The following is a 21579-nucleotide window of genomic DNA, read 5'->3' as shown; positions in this document are numbered from 1 at the left end:
GGTCGCGAATCGTCTCCCCCAGCTCTTGGTGGGAGGGCCTGTGACCAACTCACTGAGCCCGCACGGCTATCGGCGGACGCCCCTTCCCCCGGCCCGGGAACCGTCGGACATCAAGCAGGAAACCGCCTCATCCCCGCCCGTACGCGACAAACCGGACACTTCACAGCAGCCCGGTACCGCGAAGCAGCGCGACGCGTTCTTCGACAACGCGAAATACCTGGCCATCGTTCTGGTGGCCTGCGGCCACTCCTGGGAGCCGCTCACCGACGGCAGCCGCGCAGCCGAGGCGCTCTACATGGTCGTCTACGGGTTCCACATGCCGGCGTTCATCATCATCTCCGGCTATTTCTCCCGCAGCTTCGACATGCGGCCGGACCGGCTCAAGCGGCTGGTGTCCGGGATCGCCGTGCCGTACATCCTCTTCGAGGTCGCCTACACCTTCTTCAAGCGCTGGGCGGACGACGATCCGACGCAACCGATCAGCCTGCTGGACCCCTGGTATCTGACCTGGTTCCTGGCTGCCCTGTTCGTGTGGCGGCTGACCACTCCGCTGTGGAAGATGGTGCGCTGGCCGGTGGCGCTCGCGCTGGCCATCGCCGGTCTCGCCTCGGTCTCGCCGGACATCGGTGACGACCTCGATCTCCAGCGGGTGCTGCAGTTCCTGCCGTTCTTCGTGATCGGCCTCGTCATGAAGCCCGAGCACTTCCAGATGATGCGGCGGCGCGAGGTCAGGATCCTGTCCGTGCCGATCATGGCCGCCGCGACCGTCGTGGCCTACTGGGCGGCCCCGCGCATGTCCTCGGCCTGGTTCTACCACCGCGACAGCGCCCAGGAGCTGACCGCGCCGTGGTGGAGCGGCCTGGTGATGACGCTCGCACTCTTCGGCTGCTCGATGGTCCTCGTCGCCTGCTTCTTCGCCTGGGTGCCGCGGCGGAAGATGTGGTTCACGGCGCTGGGCGCCGGGACGCTGTACGGCTACCTGCTGCACGGCTTCCTCGCCAAGGGCTCGCGCTTCTGGGGCTGGTTCGACACGTACGAGTGGCTGCGGACGCCGCTCGGCGCCATCGCGGTCACCATCATCGCCGCGGCCGTGGTCACGGTGCTCTGCACCCGGCCGGTGCAGCGGATGTTCCGCTTCGCGATGGAACCCCGGATGGAGTGGGCCTTCAAGAAGGACGCCGCCGAGCTGGCGCGCGACCGTACGAAGACGGCCAAGGCCGCCTGAGGCGGCGATCCGCCGCACACCGCCCTTGCGACACACCGCCCGTGCGAACGGCCCCGGAGCCCGCTCCGGGGCCGTTCTGTGGCGCAGCCCCTTCGCTTCCCCAGGGGTCACTGCTGGCCCGGGGGCGGATCGCCGCTGCCCCCCGGGACGGCGGATCCCGACAGCGAGCACGTGGCTGCGGTACACGGGGAGGCCAGGGCCGCGCAACGCATTCCCCGGCCGCCCAGGGCGCAACTCCCCCGGCCGCGCGGCCCCTTGAGCCTGGCACGGGCCCTGTCACGGAACGTGGCAGACGGAACCTGGCGGACGGGACCTGTCAGATGGGCCCCGGCAGACGGGCCCCAGCGACTCGGCGCCGGCAGAGCGACGTCTGCCGCTGGACCTACGCCGCGTACGAGCCCCGTTCGCGGCACAGCAGCAACAGCGCGCGGTCGTCGTTGACGTCTCTCGCCACCGCCTCTATCAGGTGCCACGCCGCACCCTGGAACCCCGCGGTGATGTAGCGGTCCGCGGCGCCCGTCAGGCGGTCGATGCCCTCCGTCAGATCGCGGTCCGCGGACTCGACGAGACCGTCGGTGAAGAGCATCAGCACATCACCAGGGCGCAGCGTCCCCTTCACCGGGTCGAACTGCGCACCGTCGTACACCCCGAGCAGCGGCCCCTCGCCGGCCTTCTGCTCCCAGGTGCCCGTACCGGCGCTGCGCTGGAGAGCGGGCAGGTGGCCGGCGGAGAGGAGTTCGTAGTCGCCGCTGTCCAGGTCCAGGACGAGGTGGATGGAGGTGGCGAAGCCCTCCTGCCAGTCCTGGCGCAGCAGATAGCCGTTGGCCGCCCGCAGGAACTGGTGCGGCGGCAGCGAGCCGAGCAGCCCGCCGAAGGCCCCGGAGAGCAGCAGGGCGCGCGAGGCCGCGTCCATGCCCTTGCCGGAGACGTCGGTGAGGACGACCTCGAGGGTACGGCCGCCGTTCGTACGGGCCGCGACGACGAAGTCGCCGGAGAAGGACTGTCCACCTGCGGGCCGGAGGGCCATTTCGCGATGCCAGCCGGCGGGGAGCTTCGGGAGCTTGCTCTGCACCCGGATGCGCTCGCGCAGGTCGAAGAGCATCGTGCCGCCGCGCCGCCACGGAACGCCGACCCGGCTGCGGAACTGGGCGATGATCAGTCCCACGAAGCCGACCGCCCCGACCAGCAGGATGGTGCCCGGGGTGACGCGCGAGGGGCCTTGGCTGTACGGGCCGAGGATCGCCGCCTCGAGGATCAGCCCCACCGCGGAGCCGCCGTACAGCAGCAGCAGGCTCGCCGGCCGCAGCAGCAGTCCGCCGAGGACGACGGGGAGGACGAGGGTCGCGGGCGGGCACCAGTCGGGTACGGCGATGGTTCCCGCCACGATCCCCGGGATGGTGAGCGCGAGCGCGGCGAGGGCGATCCAGTCGGATCCGTCGCCGCGGAAGTAGTCGACGCCCGCGCGGCGCACACCGACCCGGACCCGGTGCCACCTCATGCGCATCCGGGCCGTCAGGGTCTCTGCTCCCACGACGCGTGCCATTGCACCGGGACCCTATCCACCTGGGCCACCGCTGTGCACCGTCGGCCGCAGGGTGAGGCACATTCGTACGGAAAATGCGCTCGCACGTCCAGGAATGCGCTGATAGGGATGGCTTATGACGACAGAAGTGGCGGCTGAGCTGCGCGTGCTGCGATCCGCCGAGTGGGACGAGTGGTACGACTCGCTCACCCGTGCCTTCGGCTGGGTCGCCGAGTCCTCCGAGGAGCGCTCCCTGTGGCGCGAGCTGACCGAGTCGGAGCGCTCCATCGGCGCCTGGGACGACGGGGCGTGCGTGGGCACGGCCGGGGCGTTCAGCTTCCGTCTGACGGTGCCGGGCGGAGGACTGGTCCCGGCGGCCGGCGTCACGATGGTCGGTGTTGCCCCGACGCACCGGCGCCGCGGGGTGCTGCGGTCCATGATGCGGCGGCAGTTGGACGACGTACGGGCCTGGGGAGAGCCGCTCGCCGTGCTGACCGCCTCTGAGCCGGAGATCTACGGCCGCTTCGGCTACGGGATCGCCACGCGGCAGATGACGGCGGAAGTGGACACCCACCGGATCCGGCTGGCGGTCCCGCCGGAAACGGACGAACTGCGGCTGCGCCTGGCGGATCCCGCCGCGGTGGATGACGCGTGCGAGGCGGTGTACGCGGCCTCGGTCCCGCTGCGCCCCGGCATGCTGGCGCGGCTTCCGGGCTGGGAGCGGCTGCCGCTGCTGGATCCCGAGTCGGAGCGTGCGGGCGCTTCGCCCCTGCAGTGCGTTGTGGCGGAGGACGACGGCGAGATCGTGGGCTATGCGCGATACGCGATCAAGCCGGAGTGGGACGCGGCCGGCGCGAAGGGCGTCGTCGTGCTGCGCGACATCTGCGCTCCGGACCCGGCTGCGTACGCGGCGCTGTGGCAGTTCCTGTTCGGGATCGATCTGACGTCGACGGTGACGTTCCGGAACCGTCCGGTGGATGACCCCTTGCTGCATCTGGCATCCGACATCCGCCGCTGCAGGATAGGGATCCGCGATTCGCTGCACGTGCGCCTCGTGGAGGTCGGCGCGGCGCTGGAGTCGCGGGCGTACACGACGCGGGCCGATGTCGTGCTGGAGGTCACCGACTCCTTCTGCCCCTGGAACGAAGGGCGTTGGCGGCTGACGGCCGACGCGAAGGACGGCGCCGTCTGCCGGCGGACCGGGGAGCCGGCCGATCTGGCCCTGTCCGTACAGGAGTTGGGGGCCGCCTATCTCGGCGGGATCACGCTCTCCGAGCTGGCGGCGGCCGGGCGGGTGCGGGAACTGCGGCAGGGCGCGCTGCGGGAGGCGTCGGTGGCGTTCGCGTGCGACGTCCAGCCCTGGCTGCCGCACGGATTCTGAACCCGGGCCCGGCACGGGCGTGTTGCGCGCCTCCGGCGCCGCGTGCAGGTCCCGGGGGCTGGGGTGCGGTCTACACCCGCGGCGGCTGACAGGCCGGGCACCAGAAGAGATTGCGGGCGGCGAGGTCGGCGGTGCGGACCTCGCCGCCACAGATGTGGCAGGGCTGCCTGGCGCGGCGGTAGACGTACACCTCGCCACCGTGGTCGTCGACGCGCGGCGGGCGGCCCATCGCCTCGGGCGTGTGCTCGGGCCGGACGGTGTCGATCCGGTTGTCCCGTACGCCGTCCTGCATGAGCGTCACCAAGTCCGCCCAGATCGCGTCCCATTCCGACTCGGACACTTCTCGTCCTGCCCGGTACGGATCGATTCCATGCCGGAACAGGACCTCGGCGCGATAGACATTGCCGACACCCGCGACGACCTTCTGGTCCATGAGCAGCGCGGCAATCGGCGTACGGCTGCGCGCGATGCGGGCCCAGGCGCGCGCCCCGTCGTCCCCCGTGCGCAACGGGTCGTCGCCGAGCCGGTCGTGGACCCCCTCCTTCTCGCCGTCCGTGATCAACTCGCAGGCGGTCGGGCCGCGCAGGTCCGCGTAGGCCTCGGGGGTGGCGAGCCGCAGCCGTACCGCGCCGACGGGGGCGGGAGCGGGCCCGTCGCCGAAGCGGAACGTGCCGTACAGGCCGAGGTGGACGTGGATCCAGCCGACCGCCCCGAAGCCCAGGAAAAGGTGCTTCCCGTGGGCGTCGGTCTCCGCCAGTTCCATGCCGTCGACGAGTGCGGCACCGTCCGCGAACTTGCCCTGCGGACTGGTGGCCCGCACGGACCGGCCGCCGAACCTCTCGCAGTGGTCGGCGGCCAGCCGGTGGATGGTGTGCCCCTCCGGCATCCGGCGCTCAGCCCTCCTGCGGGTGGTGAGCGGGGACGGGAGGCAGCTGGCCGGTGTTCTCGTACTCCGTGAGCATGGCGATGCGGCGCGTGTGGCGCTCCTCGCCGGAGTAAGGGGTGTTCAGGAAGATCTCGACGAACTTGGTCGCCTCGTCCCGGGTGTGCATGCGCCCACCGACGCTGATCACATTGGCGTTGTTGTGCTCACGGCCGAGCGCCGCGGTCTGCTCGCTCCAGGCCAGCACGGCACGTACGCCCTTGACCTTGTTGGCGGCGATCTGCTCGCCGTTCCCGGAGCCGCCGATCACGATGCCGAGGCTGCCGGGGTCCCCGGCGGTCCGCGTGGCCGCGCGGAGACAGAACGGCGGGTAGTCGTCCTGGGCGTCGTAGATGTGCGGGCCGCAGTCGACGGGGTCGTGGCCGTGGGCCTTCAGCCACTCGACGAGGTGGTTCTTCAGTTCGTAACCGGCATGATCGGAGCCGAGGTAGACGCGCATGATCCGAGTGTGGCACGAGGAGAACTGGGCAGGCGCGCTCGGGTCCCGCGGGACGTTTCTGCCACATCTCAAGGGAATCTCAAAGATAACGTTCTGGATTCAAAGGTTTTCCGCTGGCTTCCCCTACGTTTCACTGGCGGAGCTCGTAACCCCAGAGCCAAAGGATCGTTGCACATGAGCGCGCAACCCACGGCCACGAAGACGTCGGCCGCCCCGGGTACCCCCGAGGGCGGCACCTCCCCCGACGGTCTGAAGGCCGGTCTCAAGAACCGACACCTCTCCATGATCGCCATCGGCGGCGTCATCGGCGCCGGCCTGTTCGTCGGCTCGGCTTCCGGCATCGCCGCCGCGGGCCCCGGCATCCTCCTGTCGTACGCCCTGGTCGGCGTGATGGTCGTCTTCGTCATGCGCATGCTGGGCGAGATGGCCGCGGCCAACCCCACCTCGGGATCCTTCTCCGAGTACGCCGACCGCGGGCTCGGCCGCTGGGCCGGTTTCTCGATCGGCTGGCTCTACTGGTTCTTCTGGGTCGTGGTGCTGGCGGTCGAGGCGACCGCCGGTGCAGTGATCCTGGAGGGCTGGGTTCCGGCCGTACCGCAGTGGGCCTGGGCGCTCATCGTGATGGTGGTGCTCACCGCCACGAACCTGGCCTCGGTCAGCTCGTACGGTGAGTTCGAGTTCTGGTTCGCGGGGATCAAGGTCGTCGCGATCGCCGCGTTCATCCTCATCGGCGGCCTCGCCGTCTTCGGCGTGCTGCCCGGCTCGGACAACGAGTCGGCCGGTCTCGCCAACCTGACCTCGCACGGCGGATTCCTGCCGAACGGCCCCGGCGCGGTCCTCACCGGTGTGCTGCTGGTCGTCTTCTCCTTCATGGGCAGCGAGATCGTCACCCTCGCCGCCGGGGAGTCGGAGAACCCGCGGCGTGCGGTCACCAAGGCCACCAACAGCGTGATCTGGCGGATCGCCGTCTTCTACCTCGGCTCGATCTTCGTCGTGGTCACGCTGCTGCCCTGGGACTCCAAGGCGATCGCCGAGCACGGCAGTTACGTCGCCGCGCTCGACTCGATCGGCATCCCGCACGCCGGCCAGGTCATGAACGTCATCGTGCTGACCGCCGTGCTGTCCTGCCTCAACTCCGGTCTCTACACCGCCTCCCGTATGGCGTTCTCGCTCGGGCAGCGCGGTGACGCGCCGAAGGCCTTCGCGCGGACGAACGCCAAGGGCGTTCCGCAGGCGGCCATCGTCGGCTCGGTGATCTTCGGCTTCGTCGCGGTCTTCTTCAACTACAGGTGGCCGGACACTGTCTTCGAGTTCCTGCTCAACTCATCCGGTGCGGTGGCCCTCTTCGTCTGGCTGGTCATCTGCATCACCCAGCTGCGGATGCGCGGGATCATCCTGCGCGAATCGCCGGAGAAGCTGACCGTACGGATGTGGCTCTTCCCGTACCTGACCTGGGCGACGATCGCGATGATCTCGTTCGTGCTGGTCTACATGCTCACGGACGACGCCGGGCGCAAGCAGGTTCTGCTGTCCCTGCTCGTCGCGGCGATCGTCGTGGGCATCTCCCTGGTGCGCGAGCGCGTCGGCTCGGGCTCCGGCGGAACGAAGGACAACGACGCGGAGGCACTCACCCGCTCGTAGGACCCCGACCGCAGTGCCGCGCCTCCCCGCCCCGCGCGGGAGGCGACGCGGCGGACGGCACAACGGGCCGTGGCCCGCACCCGATCGCACGGCCGATCGCAACGGGTGCGGGCCACGGCCCGTTCTCGGGCGTGGTCTCCCGGATCATTCGCGCCCGGCGAGCTTCCAGGCGGCGGGCAGCGCGCCCATCGCCAGCGCGGCCTTGACCGCGTCACCGATGAGGAAGGGGACGAGGCCCGCGGCGACCGCCTCGCCGAGCGAGAGGTGCGCAGCGACCGCCAGATACGGCACTCCCACCGCGTAGACGATCGCCGAGCCGAGCACCATCGTCCCCGCGGTGCGCAGCAGGCCGCGGTCGCCCCCGCGCCGGGCGAGCGCCCCCACGACGGTGGCGGCCAGCAGCATCCCCAGGACGTACCCGAAGGAGGCCGAGCCCGCCCCGCCCGCGAACCACGGCATTCCGGCCATTCCCGCCAGGGTGTAGAGGGCGAGAGAGAGGAAGCCGCGCCCCGCGCCGAGCGAGGCGCCCACCAGCAGTGCGGCGAAAGTCTGGCCGGTGACGGGCACCGGGGATCCGGGCACGGGCACGGATATCCGGGCCGCGAGGCCGGTGAGCGCGGCACCGCCGCAGACCAGCGCGGCGTCGCGGACGCGGGCGCGGCCGGCGGTGGTGGCCGGCAGCAGGTCCGCGAGGACCGTACCGGGACGGCTGGTGGCGGCGGCAGTGCTCATCTCGTGGGCTCCGCGGGTGAGAAGGGACGGGACGGTTGACACACCGTGACGTTAACCCAGCTGCAATGGCCCGATCACCGTGGGCAGTCGACAAACGCACCCTCAAGTCCTTGGCGGTTCCGGAGCACGGCAGGGAACCGAACGACCGCTTGGATACGGGCCGTTGAGGCAGGTCAAGTGATACCGCTCAGGTGCGTCCGGCGCCGGACGGGCGTCCGTGCGGCATCGACTCGGCGCGGGAGACGGCCTGTGCTCCGCTGTTGTGTTCCACCAAAGCCCGTCGCCCACTGGGTCGTTGCACGGTTTCGCGTACCGCCGTGGCGCAACCGCGCCTGGTCACCGAGGTGTCCGGATAGCGGTCGTATCCGGAGATCGTTTTGTCACTGAGCGGTGCAGACCACCAGACTGTTGCGGTTCTCTGTCGCCTCAACCAATGGACGGCACGCCAATGGACCGGACCCCCACGTCCGTCGGGCCCACACCCCCACAGGGCACGACCGATGAGTCCCCACAGAGCGGCACCCCGCTCTCGCACGGCCTCAAGCAGCGCCACCTGTCCATGATCGCCCTCGGCGGAGTCATCGGCGCGGGCCTCTTCATCGGCTCGGGCGCCGGCATCGCCGCCGCCGGCCCCGCCATTGTGCTCGCCTATGCCGCATCCGGGCTGCTCGTACTGCTCGTGATGCGCATGCTCGGTGAGATGTCGGCGGCCAACCCGGCCTCCGGCTCCTTCTCGGTCCACGCCGAGCGCGCGATCGGACCGTGGGCGGGCTTCACCGCAGGCTGGATGTTCTGGGTCCTGCTGTGCGTGGGCATCGCGGCCGAGGCGATCGGCGCCGCGCAGATCATGACGGGCTGGCTGCCCGGCACCGAGTCATGGATGTGGGTCGCCCTCTTCATGGCCCTGTTCTGCGGTACGAACCTGGCCGCGGTGAGCAACTTCGGCGAGTTCGAATTCTGGTTCGCCGCCTTGAAGATCACGGCGATCGCCGCCTTCCTCGTACTCGGCGCGCTGGCCATCCTCGGGATCCTGCCCGGCACCGACGCGCCCGGGACCTCCAATCTCACCGGTGACGGCGGCTTCCTGCCCAACGGCGTCAACGGCCTGGTCATCGGCCTCCTAGCCTCCGTCTTCGCCTACGGCGGCCTGGAGACCGTCACCATCGCCGCCGCCGAGTCCGAGCGCCCGCGCGAGGGCGTGGCCAAGGCCGTGCGCACGGCGATGTGGCGGATCGCCCTCTTCTACGTGGGCTCGATGCTGGTGATCGTCACGCTGATCCCCTGGGACGACAAGTCCGTGGTGGGCGACGGCCCGTACGTCGCCGTCCTGGAGTTCCTGGACATTCCGGCCGCCGGGCAGATCATGAACGTGGTCGTCCTCGTCGCCCTGCTGTCCGCGATGAACGCCAACATCTACGGCGCCTCCCGCATGGCGTACTCCCTCGTCGCCCGCGGCGAGGGCCCCCGCGCCCTCGGCAAGGTCAGCGGCGGCGTCCCGCGCCGCGCGGTGCTCGCGTCCTCCACTTTCGGCTTCTTCGCCGTGCTGCTGAGCTACTGGTGGCCGGACACCGTCTTCAAGTGGCTGCTGAACATGGTCGGTGCCGCGGTATTGGTGGTCTGGGGGTTCATCGCGGTCGCGCAGCTCCGCATGCGCCGCCGCCTGGAGCGCGAGGCCCCGGAGAAGCTGACGGTCCGCATGTGGGCCTACCCGTATCTGACCTGGCTGGCGCTGGCGGGGGTGGTGGCCATCCTGCTGCTGATGCTGCGCGAGGGAGACACCCGTACCCAGCTCTACTTCACCGGCGGCCTGGCGGTGGTGCTGGCCCTCATCGGCTCCGTACGCCGGCGGGCGTCGGCGGAACGGCGATCCTGACCGTCCGCACCTCAGGCCCACCAGGTCCCCGCACGCCCCGCGTGCGGGGACCTTTCGTGTCCGCTCCTGCCGCAGTTCCGTGCTTGCTGTTGGTATCGTGCAGTTGCAACTTCATTGCAATAAGTGTTTCGAAGGGCGTTGGCATGGCCACCTACACACTTCCTGAGCTGCCGTACGACTACTCGGCGCTGGCGCCCGTCATCAGCGGCGAGATCATCGAGCTGCACCACGACAAGCACCACGCCGCCTATGTCAAGGGCGCCAACGACACGCTGGAGCAACTCGAAGAGGCCCGCACGAAGGACGAGTGGGGGTCGGTGAACGGACTCCAGAAGAACCTGGCGTTCCACCTGTCCGGCCACATCCTGCACAGCATCTACTGGCAGAACATGAGCGGTGACGGTGGCGGCGAGCCGCTGGACAAGGACGGCGTGGGCGAGCTCGCCGAGGGCATCGCCGAGAACTTCGGCTCCTTCGACCGCTTCAAGGCCCAGCTCTCCAAGGCGTCCGCCACCACGCAGGGTTCTGGGTGGGGCGTCCTGGCCTACGAGCCGCTGAGCGGCCGCCTCATCGTGGAGCAGGTCTACGACCACCAGGGCAACGTCGGCCAGGGCAGCATCCCGATCCTGGTCTTCGACGCCTGGGAGCACGCCTTCTACCTGCAGTACCGGAACCAGAAGGTGGACTTCATCGAGGCCATGTGGAAGGTCGTCAACTGGCAGGATGTGGCGGCCCGTTACGCGGCGGCGAAGGAGCGGGCGACCGGGCTGCTGGTCGCGCCGTAGACCCCCGGCCATCCGCCCTCCCCGAGGTACCGGGGCCGCCGGTCCGCGGACCCGCCGAGGCCTCCTGCAGGCGTGATCGTCTTCTCACCGTTCACCTTGCGGGCGGAGAAAAGAGGAAGAGCCCTCCGCGCGGACGTGACGCGCGGGGGCTCTCCCGCATCGGAGTTCCACCGCTCGGGCGGCCTCCGGAGGGTGCTCAGTCGAAGGATGGGCCGACCGTCCTGGTCCGCTTGATCTCGAAGAATCCGGGGGTGGAGGCGACCATCAGGGTGCCGTCCCAGAGCTTTGCCGCCGCCTCACCCTTCGGCGCCGGGGTCACCACGGGCCCGAAGAACGCGATGCGGTCGCCATCGGCGCCGGGGAGCGCGATCACCGGCGTGCCGACGTCCTCGCCGACCAGCCCGATGCCCTCGCGGTGAGAGGCGCGCAGCTCGGTGTCGTACTCGTCCGAGTCCGCGAAGTCGGCCAGATCGGCCGGGAGGCCCGCGTCCTCCAGGGCTCCGGCGATCGCCTCCGGGGTGGGGCCCTCGCCCCGGTTGTGGAAGCGGGTGCCGAGCGCGGTGTAGAGCGGGCCGAGCACCCCGTTGCCGTACTTCTGCTCGGCCGCGATCGCGACGCGGACCGGGGCCCACGCGCGGGTGGCCATCATCTCGCGGTAGGCCTCGGGCAGCTCCTCGGTCCTGTTCTCGTTGAGGACGGCCAGGCTCATCACATGCCAGCGCACCTCGACCGGCCGCACCTTCTCGACCTCGAGCATCCAGCGTGAGGTCAGCCACGCCCACGGACAGAGAGGATCGAACCAGAAGTCGACCGGGGTTGCCCCTGAAGAGGTCGACGGGAGGGTTTTGCCGGAATCTGTCACAAATGCTCCTCGTGATCACTACCCGAACGGTCGCACAGGTCGCTCAAGTCAACGGTGCACGGTGGCCCTGGCATTCCCGCCGGGCCTCGTACCCGTGGCCCGCAGCCGCGTGACACGATGACGGGCGTTCGGAATGTGAGACTGGCTGAGGAGCCGCCGTGCCCGGTGAGAACCTGACCCGTGACGAGGCCCGCGAGCGGGCCCGGCTGCTGTCCGTCGAGGGGTACGAGGTCGCACTGGACGTGCGGTCGGCCATCGGCGCCGGCTCCGCGTCCGCCCCCGGTCCCGGCGAGGGCCGGCGCACCTTCCGGTCGGTGACGACGATCCGCTTCCGCTGCGCGGAGCCCGGCGCGTCCACCTTCGCCGATCTGGTCGCACCATCGGTGACCTCGGTGGTTCTCAACGGACAGGAGCTGGACCCCGCCGCTGTCTTCGACGGAGCACGGATCGCCCTCGAGGGGCTCCGCGCCGAGAACGTCCTGACCGTCGACGCCCAGTGCGCGTACAGCAGGACGGGTGAGGGGATGCACCGGTTCGCGGATCCGGAGGACGGTGAGGTCTACCTCTACACGCAGTACGAGCCGGCGGACGCCCGGCGCGTCTTCGCGGGCTTCGAGCAGCCGGACCTCAAGGCACCCTTCGCCTTCTCCGTCACCGCCCCCGCGGACTGGACGGTGCTGAGCAACGGGGCGGCGGACGGCGATCCGGAACCGGTCGGGGAGTCCTCCGCAACCTGGCGTTTCATGACAACCCAGCCCATTTCCACGTACATCACGGCCGTCGTCGCCGGTCCCTACCACATCGAGCACGACCACTACCGGCGCGAGCTGCCGGACGGCTCGGCCCTGGAGATCCCGCTCGGCGCGCTCTGCAGGCGCTCACTGGCCAAGCACTTCGACGCGGACGACATCTTCACCGTCACCAAGCAGGGCCTGGACTTCTTCCACGACCACTTCGACTACCCGTATCCGTTCGGGAAGTACGACCAGGCGTTCGTGCCGGAGTACAACATCGGCGCGATGGAGAACCCGGGCTGTGTGACCTTCCGCGAGGAGTTCGTCTTCCGCGGCAAGGTCACCCAGGCCTCGTACGAACACCGGGCCAACGTCGTCCTGCACGAGATGGCGCACATGTGGTTCGGCGATCTCGTCACCATGGAGTGGTGGGACGACCTGTGGCTGAAGGAGTCCTTCGCGGACTTCATGGGCGCCTTCTCACTGGTCGAGGCGACCCGATTCACCGACGGCTGGATCACGTTCGCCAACCGCCGCAAGTCCTGGGCCTACCGCGCCGATCAGCTCCCCTCCACCCACCCGGTCACGGCCGACATCGGTGATCTGGAGGACGCCAAGCTCAACTTCGACGGAATCACCTACGCCAAGGGCGCCTCGGTACTCAAGCAGCTCGTCGCCTACGTCGGGCGGGACGCCTTTCTGGAGGGCGCCCGGCGCTACTTCCGGCGGCACGCGTACGGCAATACCCGGCTCGAGCATCTGCTGGAGGTGCTCGCGGAGACCTCGGGGCGCGACATGTCCGCCTGGTCGCGGGCCTGGTTGCAGACCGCGGGCGTCAACACGCTCACCCCGCAGGCGACCTACGACGCCGAGGGCCGCATCACCGAACTGGCCGTCCTCCAAGAGGCTCCTCAGGCGCACCCCACGCTCCGGCCGCACCGTGTCGCCGTGGGGCTCTACCGGCGTGAGGCCTCCGACGTCGGGGCGCTGGTCCGGTACGCCCGCGCGGAGGCTGACGTCGCCGGGCCGCGTACGGTCGTGGCCGAGTTGGCCGGGGCCCAGCGGCCGGATCTGATCCTGGTCAACGACGAGGACCTGACGTACTGCAAGATCCGCTTCGACGAGGACTCGCTCGCCACGCTGCGGGCGCACCTGGGGGACCTCGGCGACCCGCTGGCCCGCGCCCTGTGCTGGTCCGCGCTGTGGAATCTCGCCCGGGACGGGCTGATGCCCGCCCGCGATTTCGTGGACCTGGTGCTGCGCTTCGCCGGACGGGAGAGCGACATCGGCGTACTGCAGATGCTGCACGCCTGGGCCCAGTCGGCGCTGACCCACTACGCGGCACCCGGGTGGCGCGAGGAGGGCGGCCGGGCGCTCGCCGAGGGCGCGCTGCGCGAACTGCGCCTGGCCGCCCCGGGGAGCGGGCACCAGCTCGCGTGGGCGCGCTTCTTCGCGCACGTCGCGTCCTCGGACGCGGACCGGCAGTTGCTGAACGGCCTGCTGGCGGGCACCGCCAGGATCGACGGGCTGGACGTGGACCAGGAGCTGCGCTGGACCTTTCTGGAGCCGCTGGCCGCGCAGGGCGATGCCGACGCGTCCGTGATCGACGCCGAACTCGCGCGGGACGACACGGCGTCCGGCAAACGGCACCAGGTGCGCTGTCGGGCCGCACGCCCCTCCGCCGAGGTGAAGGCGCGGGCGTGGGCGGACGTGGTGGAATCCGACGAACTGTCCAACGCGCTGGTTGAGGCGACGATCTCGGGCCTCTGCCAGGCGGGGCAGCGGGAGCTGCTGGCGCCGTACGCGCCGCGGTACTTCGCCGCGATCGAACGGGTCTGGGAGGAGCGGTCGATCGAGATCGCGATGGCGATCGTCCGCGGGCTCTACCCGTCGCTCCAGGACGACCGCGGGACACTGGAGATGTCCCAAGTGTGGCTGGACGAGCACCCGGACGCGCCGTCCGCGCTCCGGCGCCTGGTGCTCGAGGCGCACGACGACCTGGCACGGGCCGTGCGCGCGCAGGACTGCGACGCGAAGGTTGCCGCGGCCGGGACATGAGACGTTTGTCGCACGACAGGTGAGACGTCTGTCCGTAGGACGGCCGTGCCGGGCCGTCGCACGGACGCGGCAGGCCCCGCCGCCCTTCAACGCCCTGGAGAGCGGCTGGCGTTGGGCTCCTGTTGAGGCGGGTGGCTATCGGCCGGTGTCCGCGGTCACCGGCCGTTCACCGCCGGAAACACCCGGGTACGCAGTGATTCGAGAACCGAGGTCGACCAACTCCCTTACGGGCGCTTGACGTTGAGGAAGCCAACGCGGGCGCGCGGAGCCGATGGGGTGCGCTCCGCGAACCCCTCACGCCGGGGCGCACGCCGAAGAACGCGGGCATGTCCGCGACCGAAGGCGCCCCGGCGCGACCGACAACCTTGCACACAACCCCTCCCGCCAGGGACGGAGCGGTGACCGGCCGTCCGGAACCCCCGTTCGGCGGAACCGCTCTCGGCAATCGAACGCCCGTACTTTAGGGCGGTACTGTCCGGGTTTATCGACGAGCGTGTAACAGCGGTTAGCGGGCGGCAGGCCGACGGGAATCGGCGGGTCATGAACTCCAACACCCCTCTCTCCCCCCGCCCCCTGCGCCACCTCTCCGACGCCCAGCGCCGCGTTCTGTCGCTTCGTCAGCTTCGCGAGCACGGCATCTCCTCGGCCGACGCCGCCGAGCGAACCCGCCCCGGCGGCTGCTGGCAGCGCCTACTGCCCGGCGTCTACCTGCTCCACCCCGGACCGCCCACGAGCGAGGAGCGGTTGCACGCCGCCCTGCTGTACGCCGACCGCCCTCCCGCGACCGGTCTGCGCCCGGGTGCGCCTCCATCCGCCGAAGGCTCCGGGGAGACGGCGATGATCAGCGGTCTCGCCGCACTCACCCTGCACGGCTTCTCCTCCACACCCCCGCTGCGCGCCCTGGAACGCATCGACGTGCTCGTACCGCGGACCCGCCGGGTCCGCTCCGCGGGACTGGCCCGCATCCTGCGCTCCGGCGAGCTGCCCGAGCCGGAGGAGATCACCGGACTGCCCGTCGTCCCGGTGCCGCGGGCTCTGGCCGACGCCGTCGCACAGCTCTCCAGCGCCACCGCCGTGCGCCGCCTGCTGACCGAGGCCGTACGGGGAGGGCACTGCGAACCCGGCGCCGTCGTCAGTGAGTTGAGCCGCGCACGGCTGCTCTCGCGCCCGCATGTCATCGACGCCGTCGACACTCTCCTCGCCGAGGGCAGGGCTCTGGCCGAGGGCCGGCTCTACGAGCTGGTCCGGTCGTCGGGTCTCCCCGAGCCGTTGTGGAACGTCGAGTTGCGCCTGCCCGGCGGCCCGCACCTGGGCAGCGTGGACGCGTACTGGCCGGACTGCTCGGTGGCCCTGGCGATCGACGCCCGCTCCCCCCGCCAGGACGAGAACACCGCATGGGCGGAGGGCGCGCGCAAGCGTGAGCGCCTGGAGCGGCTGGGCATCACCGTCGTGCACACCACCCCGAAGAAGCTGCGGGAGGCGATGGACCAGCAGGCAGCCGTCGTCCGCACGGCGCTGATGTCGGCGGGGGACCGGGAGCCAGCGGAGTATGTGATCGTGCTCCCCAGGTGAAGAGGGCGCCCCGGCGACCACGCGTCCCCGGTGAGGAGGCGGGCTCAGGGCTTCTTCAGCAGCAGCTCGGTGTTCCGGTCGGCCGGGTCGCCCGCCAGGGTGGACCGTGTCCCGGGCGCGTTGAAGGACAGTTCGCGGTACAGCGCCGCCAGACCCGTCTGGGAGAGGTCGGTGAAGTCCGTACGGTACGGGGCGGACGACTCGATGAGGGTGGTGAACAGCGACAGGGTGCCGTCTCCGTTGTCCACCAGCTCGACAATCCGGGCGAGTTGGGGGAAGTCGATGTGCGAGGCCGTGGAGATCTCCCAGAAGGTGCCGTGCGGAGTGATCCGGTTCATGTGGCTGTGGCCGTTGATCCAGGCCACGGCGTTGCGGTGGCGCTTCAGTACGGAGACCAGCTCGTCGCCGCCGTGCCGCTTCTCCCCGGGCCGTTCCGGGTCGGGGCGGAGATTGCGCATCGAGGCGCTGGTGTGGTGGCTGAAGATGAGGGCGCAGTCGCCCCGGTGCTGCTCCAACGTGCGCTCCAGCCAGCGGAGTTGGGCCGTACCGAGGGAGCCTTCGTAGTGTCCGCCGGGGTCGGTGGAGTCCAGAGAGATACCGATGACGTCGTCGGAGATGCGGAAGGTGTAGTACAGGCGGCCGGCGTCGAGATCGGCCGCTGTGTAGCCGTGACCGACGGGACCCGCGCCCTTGTACCGCGGGTCGAGGTGGGCCTGGAGATATTCGCGCGGGGTGAAGGGGGCCCGGCCCGGGTCGGGCGTCACGCTGCGCATCTTCGGGGCGTACTTCTTCAGGAGCTCCTGGAAGTTCTCGCCCGCGGGGTCGAGCCCCTTCTTCACCGCCTTCCACAAGGCTGCGCCCTCGGCCTCCGGCAGCGTCTCCAGTTTGCGGCCGCCCACCGCGAAGTCGGCGAAGAAGCCGCGGCCGGGCGCATAGCAACCGCCGGGCAGGCTGTCGTGGTTGCCGACGGTGGAGTACCAGGGCATGCGCAGGCCGGGGCTGTTGACCGCGCGGATCGCGGCGTCGAGGAAGCCCTCGATGCGCGGGAAGCCGAGCCGCTTGTCGCTGTCGCGCACGGCGGAGTCCGGCTGCCAGTACAGCCTCAGACCGCTGTCCTGCACGCCCTCGTAGACCTTCGGGTCACCGGAGTTGGGGACGATGCGGCCCCCGCTCATCGTGGTGAGGAACCAGTCCAGCTCGGTGCGGGAGTTGTTGTCGGTGTTGTCGCCCGTGGTGATGACGAAGGACAGCGGGGCACCGGTGACGGGGCCGCCGCGCAGGGAGTTCACCCGCTCGACGAGCGAGACCGCGCCTGCGACGGACAGGGCCTCCTGGGGCCGCCAGGCGCTGGCCGTCCGGGAGCGCAGGTACTCGTAGCGCAGCGGGTGCTGGACGTCGACGACGTGGAGGTCGGTGAACTGGACGAAGGAGGCCAGGGCCGTACGGCGGTCCTCTCGGCCGGACCCCGCGGCGGCCGTCTCCGTGCGCACGACCCGGACCCAGGCGGGTCCACCGGTCAGCCGCCGGTAGCCGCCGGTGCCGCGCGGGGCGGAGACCGTACGGAGTGTGGTGCCGGCGGTCGACGGCGCGGCCGGGCGGCCGGGCGCGCCGGGTGCGGCCCGAACGGCGCGCTGCCCCGCGCCGCCGGCCCGCGGGGGCGGTGACGCCTCGGCTTCACCGCCGGCCGGACCGAACGCGAGGCCCAGCCCCGCGGAGACGCCGACCGCGCCGGCGGCCGCGAGCAGCGAGCGGCGGTCGAGGGCGGAGGCGGCGGACGTGGTCCTGGACATGCGCTTTCTCCCCGAGTGCGGTGGGTCGCGGGCGGGGTTCCCCGCCTCTGGGATGTTTGGCACTCGGGGTGGCTTGAGCTTGAACGGAGCAGAAACGAGCGACGCCGATCACGGCACATGGATCACGTTCGCCACGGACCGCCATCCGCTCCTCGCACGCCGGAGATCCGGTGCTCACCGGGTGTTCACTCCGCCGGGTACGCGCTTGCTCCACCGGATCCCCGCGGAGCACCGCCACTTCCCTTGCGGAACGCCGCCGCTGCCCGCGCGGAGCGCCGCCACAGCTCGCGCGGAGCGCCGGAGGCCCGCACCGGAAGCACCGGGTGAGGGTCGGGCGCGCCCCCTGTCGGCCACGGCGCCGGTACGGATGACGACCACGGGTGACCATATGCGGGTCGACTTGCCCGCATTGGCTGCACTTTGGGGTCGGTGGCGGCTGGCGGAAATGTGCCACGGGGTCATTGCGTGTGGGGCAACTCTCCCCAAACACCGGTCCCTTACATAAAAGTTCGGTCATCCGGTTCCGAAATCCGGACCCCCTTTTCCATTTGAGAAGCAGGGATGACCATGCCTTCACCTTCGATACCCGAGTCGCCCGCACCCGGGCCGAGACGCACGGTACGGATCGCGATCGCCGCGGGACTGGTGGCCGCCCTCGCCGCCGCGCCGATCACGGCACTGGCCGCGGACAGCGACCCCGCCCCGGCCGCCCCGGCGCCCGCCCCGGTCAAGTCGGCGGACGACAAGCTCGGTTCGGCCGACGCCGACCTCCTCGCCGAGGCCAAGGCCGACGGCGACAAGAACGTCACCCTGATGATCGCCACGGCACCCGGCCGGACCGAACAGGTCGCGGACCGGCTCGACGCGGTCAAGGGCGGTTCGGTCGGCCGGACCGACGACAAGCTGGGGTACGTGCGCGCCACCGTGCCCACCGGCAAGGCCGACGCGGCGATCGCCGGGGCGAAGAAGCTCTCCAGCGTCCACGCCATCGACCTCCGGCAGGAGATCGAGCTGGACGACCCGACGCCCAAGGCCGACCGGGCCAAGGGCGCGGCGGTGAAGGCGAAGGGCACCCATCCCGCGCCGGACGAGAACACCCCGGCCAAGAACCCGTACCAGCCGGCCTTCGAGACCGGAGCCGTCGACTTCGTGAAGCAGAACCCGAAGGCGGACGGCCGGGGCGTGACCATCGGCATCCTCGACTCCGGCGTGGACCTCGGTCATCCCGCGCTGCAGAAGACCACCACCGGCGAGCGCAAGATCGTCGACTGGGTGACGGCCACCGACCCGATCGTGGACGCCGACGCCACCTGGCGGCGGATGACCAACCCGGTCGAAGGGCCCACGTTCACCTTCAACGGGCGTACGTGGACGGCTCCCGCCGGCTCGTACCAGGTCAACGTCTTCCGCGAGTCGGCCAGCACCGGCGGCGACGCCAAGGGCGACCTCAACCGGGACGGCGACACCACCGACCTGTGGGGTGTGCTCTACGACCCGGCCGCGGGAACCGTACGCGTCGACCTCGACGACAACGGCGACTTCACCGACGACGAGGTGATGAAGCCGTACAAGGATGGCCACCAGGTCGCGTACTTCGGCAAGGACGACCCGTCGACCGATGTCGCCGAGCGCGTTCCGTTCGTCGTGGAGATCCGCAAGGACGTCCCCACGGACCCGTACGGCGGCGACTGGGTCGGCAGACACGCCGACTTCGTCAACATCGGCATCATCGAGTCCGAGCACGGCACGCACGTCGCCGGCATCACCGCCGCCCACAGCCTCTTCGGCGGGAAGATGAACGGCGCGGCGCCCGGCGCCAAGCTCGTCTCCTCGCGCGCCTGCACCTGGACCGGCGGCTGCACCAACGTCGCACTCACCGAGGGCATGATCGACCTCGTCACCGAACGCGGCGTCGACATCGTCAACATGTCCATCGGCGGCCTGCCCGCGCTCAACGACGGCAACAACGCGCGCGCCGAGCTCTACACGCGTCTGATCGACGACTACGGCGTCCAACTCGTCATATCCGCCGGCAACAGCGGCCCCGGCGCCAACACCATCGGCGACCCGGGCCTGGCCGACAAGGTGATCTCCGTCGGCGCCACCGTCTCCAAGGAGACCTGGGCCGCCAACTACGGCTCACAGGTGGAGAAGAGCTACAGCATGATGCCCTTCTCCTCGCGCGGCCCGCGCGAGGACGGCGGCTTCACACCGGTCATCTCCGCCCCCGGCGCCTCCATCAACACCATCCAGACCTGGATGCCGGGCGCCCCGGTCGCCGAGGCGGGCTACACCCTCCCGGCCGGCTACGGCATGCTCCAGGGCACCTCGATGGCCTCCCCGCAGGCCGCCGGCGCCTCCGCGCTGCTGCTCTCCGCCGCGAAGCAGAAGGACATCGAGCTGCCGCCGACGAAGCTGCGCACCGCGCTGACCAGCACGGCCAAGCACATCAAGGGAGTTCAGGCGTACGAGGAGGGCTCCGGCCTGATCGACATCCTCGGCGCCTGGAAGTCCATCCGGAACAACGCCTCGGCCCATGACTACACGGTCAAGGCCCCGGTCGACACCGCCATCGACTTCGCGCTCAAGGAGCCGGGCTTCGGCACCGGTCTCTACGACCGCGAGGGCGGCCTCAAGGCGAACCAGAAGAAGACGTACGACATCACCGTCACCCGCACCTCCGGCCCGGACCGCGCGGTGCGCCACAAGATCGGTCTGGCCAACAACGACGGCACCTTCCGCCTCGCGAGCTACGACGAGGCCGACCTGCCGCTGAACAAGCCGGTGACCGTCCGGGTCGAGGCCAAGGCCGCCACCGCCGGACTGCACAGCGCGATCCTCACCGTGGACGACGAGCGCACCGAGGGCGTGGACCGGCAGATCATGACCACCGTGGTGGTGGCCACGCCGCTCGCCAAGCCCGGGTACACCGTCCCGACCTCCGGCACTGTGCAGCGCAACAGCTCCAAGTCGTACTTCGTGACGGTGCCCGAGGGCGCCAAGACCCTCGAAGTCACGATCGGCGGACTGAAGAAGACCAGCCAGACCCGCTTCATCGCCGTCCACCCCTACGGCGTCCCGGTCGATCCGACCTCCACACCGAACTGCTACAACAACTACGACAACCCCGCCAACACCTGCCGTCCGGACCTGCGCAGCTACGCCGACCCGCAGCCGGGCGTCTGGGAGATCGAGGTCGAGGCGCGCCGCACCTCACCGCTGCTCGACAACCCGTACAAGCTCGACGTCACCGCGCTCGGGGCGTCCTTCGACCCCGAGGTGAAGACGCTCCCCGAAGCCAAGGTCGGCACGCCGGCCCCGGTCGAGTGGAAGGTCACCAACGGCTTCGCGGCGATCGACGGCAAGCTCAAGGGCGGCTCGCTCGGTTCGTCCAAGTCCGCGCGTCCGTCGATCAAGGAGGGCGAGACGCAGACCACCGAGCTTGCGGTCGGCGAGGGCGTCGAACGGCTCGACGTGGCCATCGGCGGCGTCTCCGACAACGCGGCCGACCTGGACCTGAACGTCTACCGCGACGGCGAGCTGGTCGGCTCGTCGGCGGACGGCGACTCGGAGGAGACGGTCAGCCTCGACAAGCCGGCCGCCGGCACCTACACCTTCGAGGTCATCGGCTACGCGGTCCCGGCCGGCACCACCGAGTACGACTACCGGGACGTGTACTTCGCGCCCTCGCTCGGCGAGGTCAAGGTCGACGAGTCGAAGGCCGTGGCGCTCGCCAACGGCGCCTCGGCGCAGGTCGCCGCCCAGGTTGTGGTGGGGAGCCCGGCGCCCGAGGGACGGCAGTTCTTCGGTGAGGTCCAGCTCGTCAACGGCCGCGGGACCGCGGCGGGCGTCGGCAGCGTCCGGATCGAGAAGGTCACGCCGTAGCTTCCGGCAGGAGCTGCGGCGGCCCGTGAGCGGGCCATTTCAGAGGCGGGGCGGGTGGCCGGGGCGGGCACCCGCCCCGCCGGGGACACGCGACGGGGATTCGGACGTGACACCAAGGCAAAACCCAGACGGAGATA

General features: G+C 70.5%; 14 protein-coding genes. 8 read left to right on the top strand and 6 right to left on the bottom strand.

All coding sequences use genetic code 11. The annotated features are described in order from the left end of the window. Positions 1-40 precede the first annotated feature (40 nt). Entirely contained in the window at positions 41-1225 is a 1185-nt protein-coding gene (locus tag AB0M26_RS24515) for an acyltransferase family protein (RefSeq protein WP_365263979.1), read from the top strand. Positions 1226-1607: 382 nt separating this feature from the next. Here AB0M26_RS24515 and AB0M26_RS24510 read toward each other — a convergent pair whose 3' ends face one another. Continuing rightward, the gene (locus AB0M26_RS24510; RefSeq protein WP_365263978.1) at positions 1608-2768 is read right to left on the bottom strand and encodes a PP2C family protein-serine/threonine phosphatase; all 1161 of its coding nucleotides are present in this window, start codon (positions 2766-2768) and stop codon (positions 1608-1610) included. A 115-nt stretch (positions 2769-2883) separates the two neighbouring features. Here AB0M26_RS24510 and AB0M26_RS24505 point away from each other — a divergent pair, with 115 nt between their 5' ends. Continuing rightward, entirely contained in the window at positions 2884-4128 is a 1245-nt protein-coding gene (locus AB0M26_RS24505) for a GNAT family N-acetyltransferase (RefSeq protein ID WP_365263977.1), read from the top strand. A 70-nt stretch (positions 4129-4198) separates the two neighbouring features. Here the strand turns inward: AB0M26_RS24505 and AB0M26_RS24500 are convergent, their stop codons facing one another. Continuing rightward, on the bottom strand, positions 4199-5014 hold the full coding sequence (locus AB0M26_RS24500; RefSeq protein ID WP_365263976.1) for a DNA-formamidopyrimidine glycosylase family protein: 816 nt from the start codon (positions 5012-5014) through the stop codon (positions 4199-4201). A 7-nt stretch (positions 5015-5021) separates the two neighbouring features. After that, positions 5022-5510: a ribose-5-phosphate isomerase gene (locus AB0M26_RS24495; protein ID WP_365263975.1), complete on the bottom strand. Its 489-nt coding sequence runs from the start codon at positions 5508-5510 to the stop codon at positions 5022-5024. A 174-nt stretch (positions 5511-5684) separates the two neighbouring features. Here AB0M26_RS24495 and AB0M26_RS24490 point away from each other — a divergent pair, with 174 nt between their 5' ends. Then, a complete protein-coding gene (locus AB0M26_RS24490; RefSeq protein WP_365263974.1) occupies positions 5685-7151 on the top strand; it encodes an amino acid permease in 1467 nt (488 codons plus the stop codon). A 144-nt stretch (positions 7152-7295) separates the two neighbouring features. Here the strand turns inward: AB0M26_RS24490 and AB0M26_RS24485 are convergent, their stop codons facing one another. After that, a complete protein-coding gene (locus AB0M26_RS24485) occupies positions 7296-7883 on the bottom strand; it encodes a biotin transporter BioY (RefSeq protein WP_365263973.1) in 588 nt (195 codons plus the stop codon). A gap of 559 nt (positions 7884-8442) precedes the next feature. On the opposite strand from AB0M26_RS24485, the gene AB0M26_RS24480 reads away from it, so the two are divergent. After that, positions 8443-9756, top strand: coding sequence for an amino acid permease (locus tag AB0M26_RS24480; RefSeq protein WP_365264012.1), 1314 nt, complete (start codon positions 8443-8445; stop codon positions 9754-9756). Between the two features lie 143 nt (positions 9757-9899). After that, a complete protein-coding gene (locus AB0M26_RS24475) occupies positions 9900-10541 on the top strand; it encodes a superoxide dismutase (protein ID WP_365263972.1) in 642 nt (213 codons plus the stop codon). Between the two features lie 196 nt (positions 10542-10737). Here the strand turns inward: AB0M26_RS24475 and AB0M26_RS24470 are convergent, their stop codons facing one another. Then, complete coding sequence (locus AB0M26_RS24470; protein WP_365263971.1) at positions 10738-11403, bottom strand: DsbA family protein; 666 nt, start codon at positions 11401-11403, stop codon at positions 10738-10740. A 158-nt stretch (positions 11404-11561) separates the two neighbouring features. On the opposite strand from AB0M26_RS24470, the gene pepN reads away from it, so the two are divergent. Continuing rightward, positions 11562-14195, top strand: a complete 2634-nt coding sequence (gene pepN / locus AB0M26_RS24465) for an aminopeptidase N (protein WP_365263970.1) — start codon at positions 11562-11564, stop codon at positions 14193-14195. A gap of 540 nt (positions 14196-14735) precedes the next feature. Next, positions 14736-15767: a hypothetical protein gene (locus AB0M26_RS24460; RefSeq protein ID WP_365263969.1), complete on the top strand. Its 1032-nt coding sequence runs from the start codon at positions 14736-14738 to the stop codon at positions 15765-15767. 44 nt (positions 15768-15811) lie between these two features. Here AB0M26_RS24460 and AB0M26_RS24455 read toward each other — a convergent pair whose 3' ends face one another. Further along, complete coding sequence (locus tag AB0M26_RS24455) at positions 15812-17557, bottom strand: TIGR03767 family metallophosphoesterase (RefSeq protein WP_365263968.1); 1746 nt, start codon at positions 17555-17557, stop codon at positions 15812-15814. A 561-nt stretch (positions 17558-18118) separates the two neighbouring features. Between AB0M26_RS24455 and AB0M26_RS24450 the strand changes: the two genes are divergently transcribed. After that, a complete protein-coding gene (locus AB0M26_RS24450; RefSeq protein WP_365263967.1) occupies positions 18119-21442 on the top strand; it encodes a S8 family serine peptidase in 3324 nt (1107 codons plus the stop codon). Positions 21443-21579: the final 137 nt, after the last annotated feature.

It is taken from the genome of Streptomyces sp. NPDC051776 (genome assembly GCF_040681345.1).
Classification (GTDB): domain Bacteria; phylum Actinomycetota; class Actinomycetes; order Streptomycetales; family Streptomycetaceae; genus Streptomyces.
Note: the sequence above shows the minus strand (reverse complement) of the source record. Positions and strands in the feature narration are given on the sequence as shown.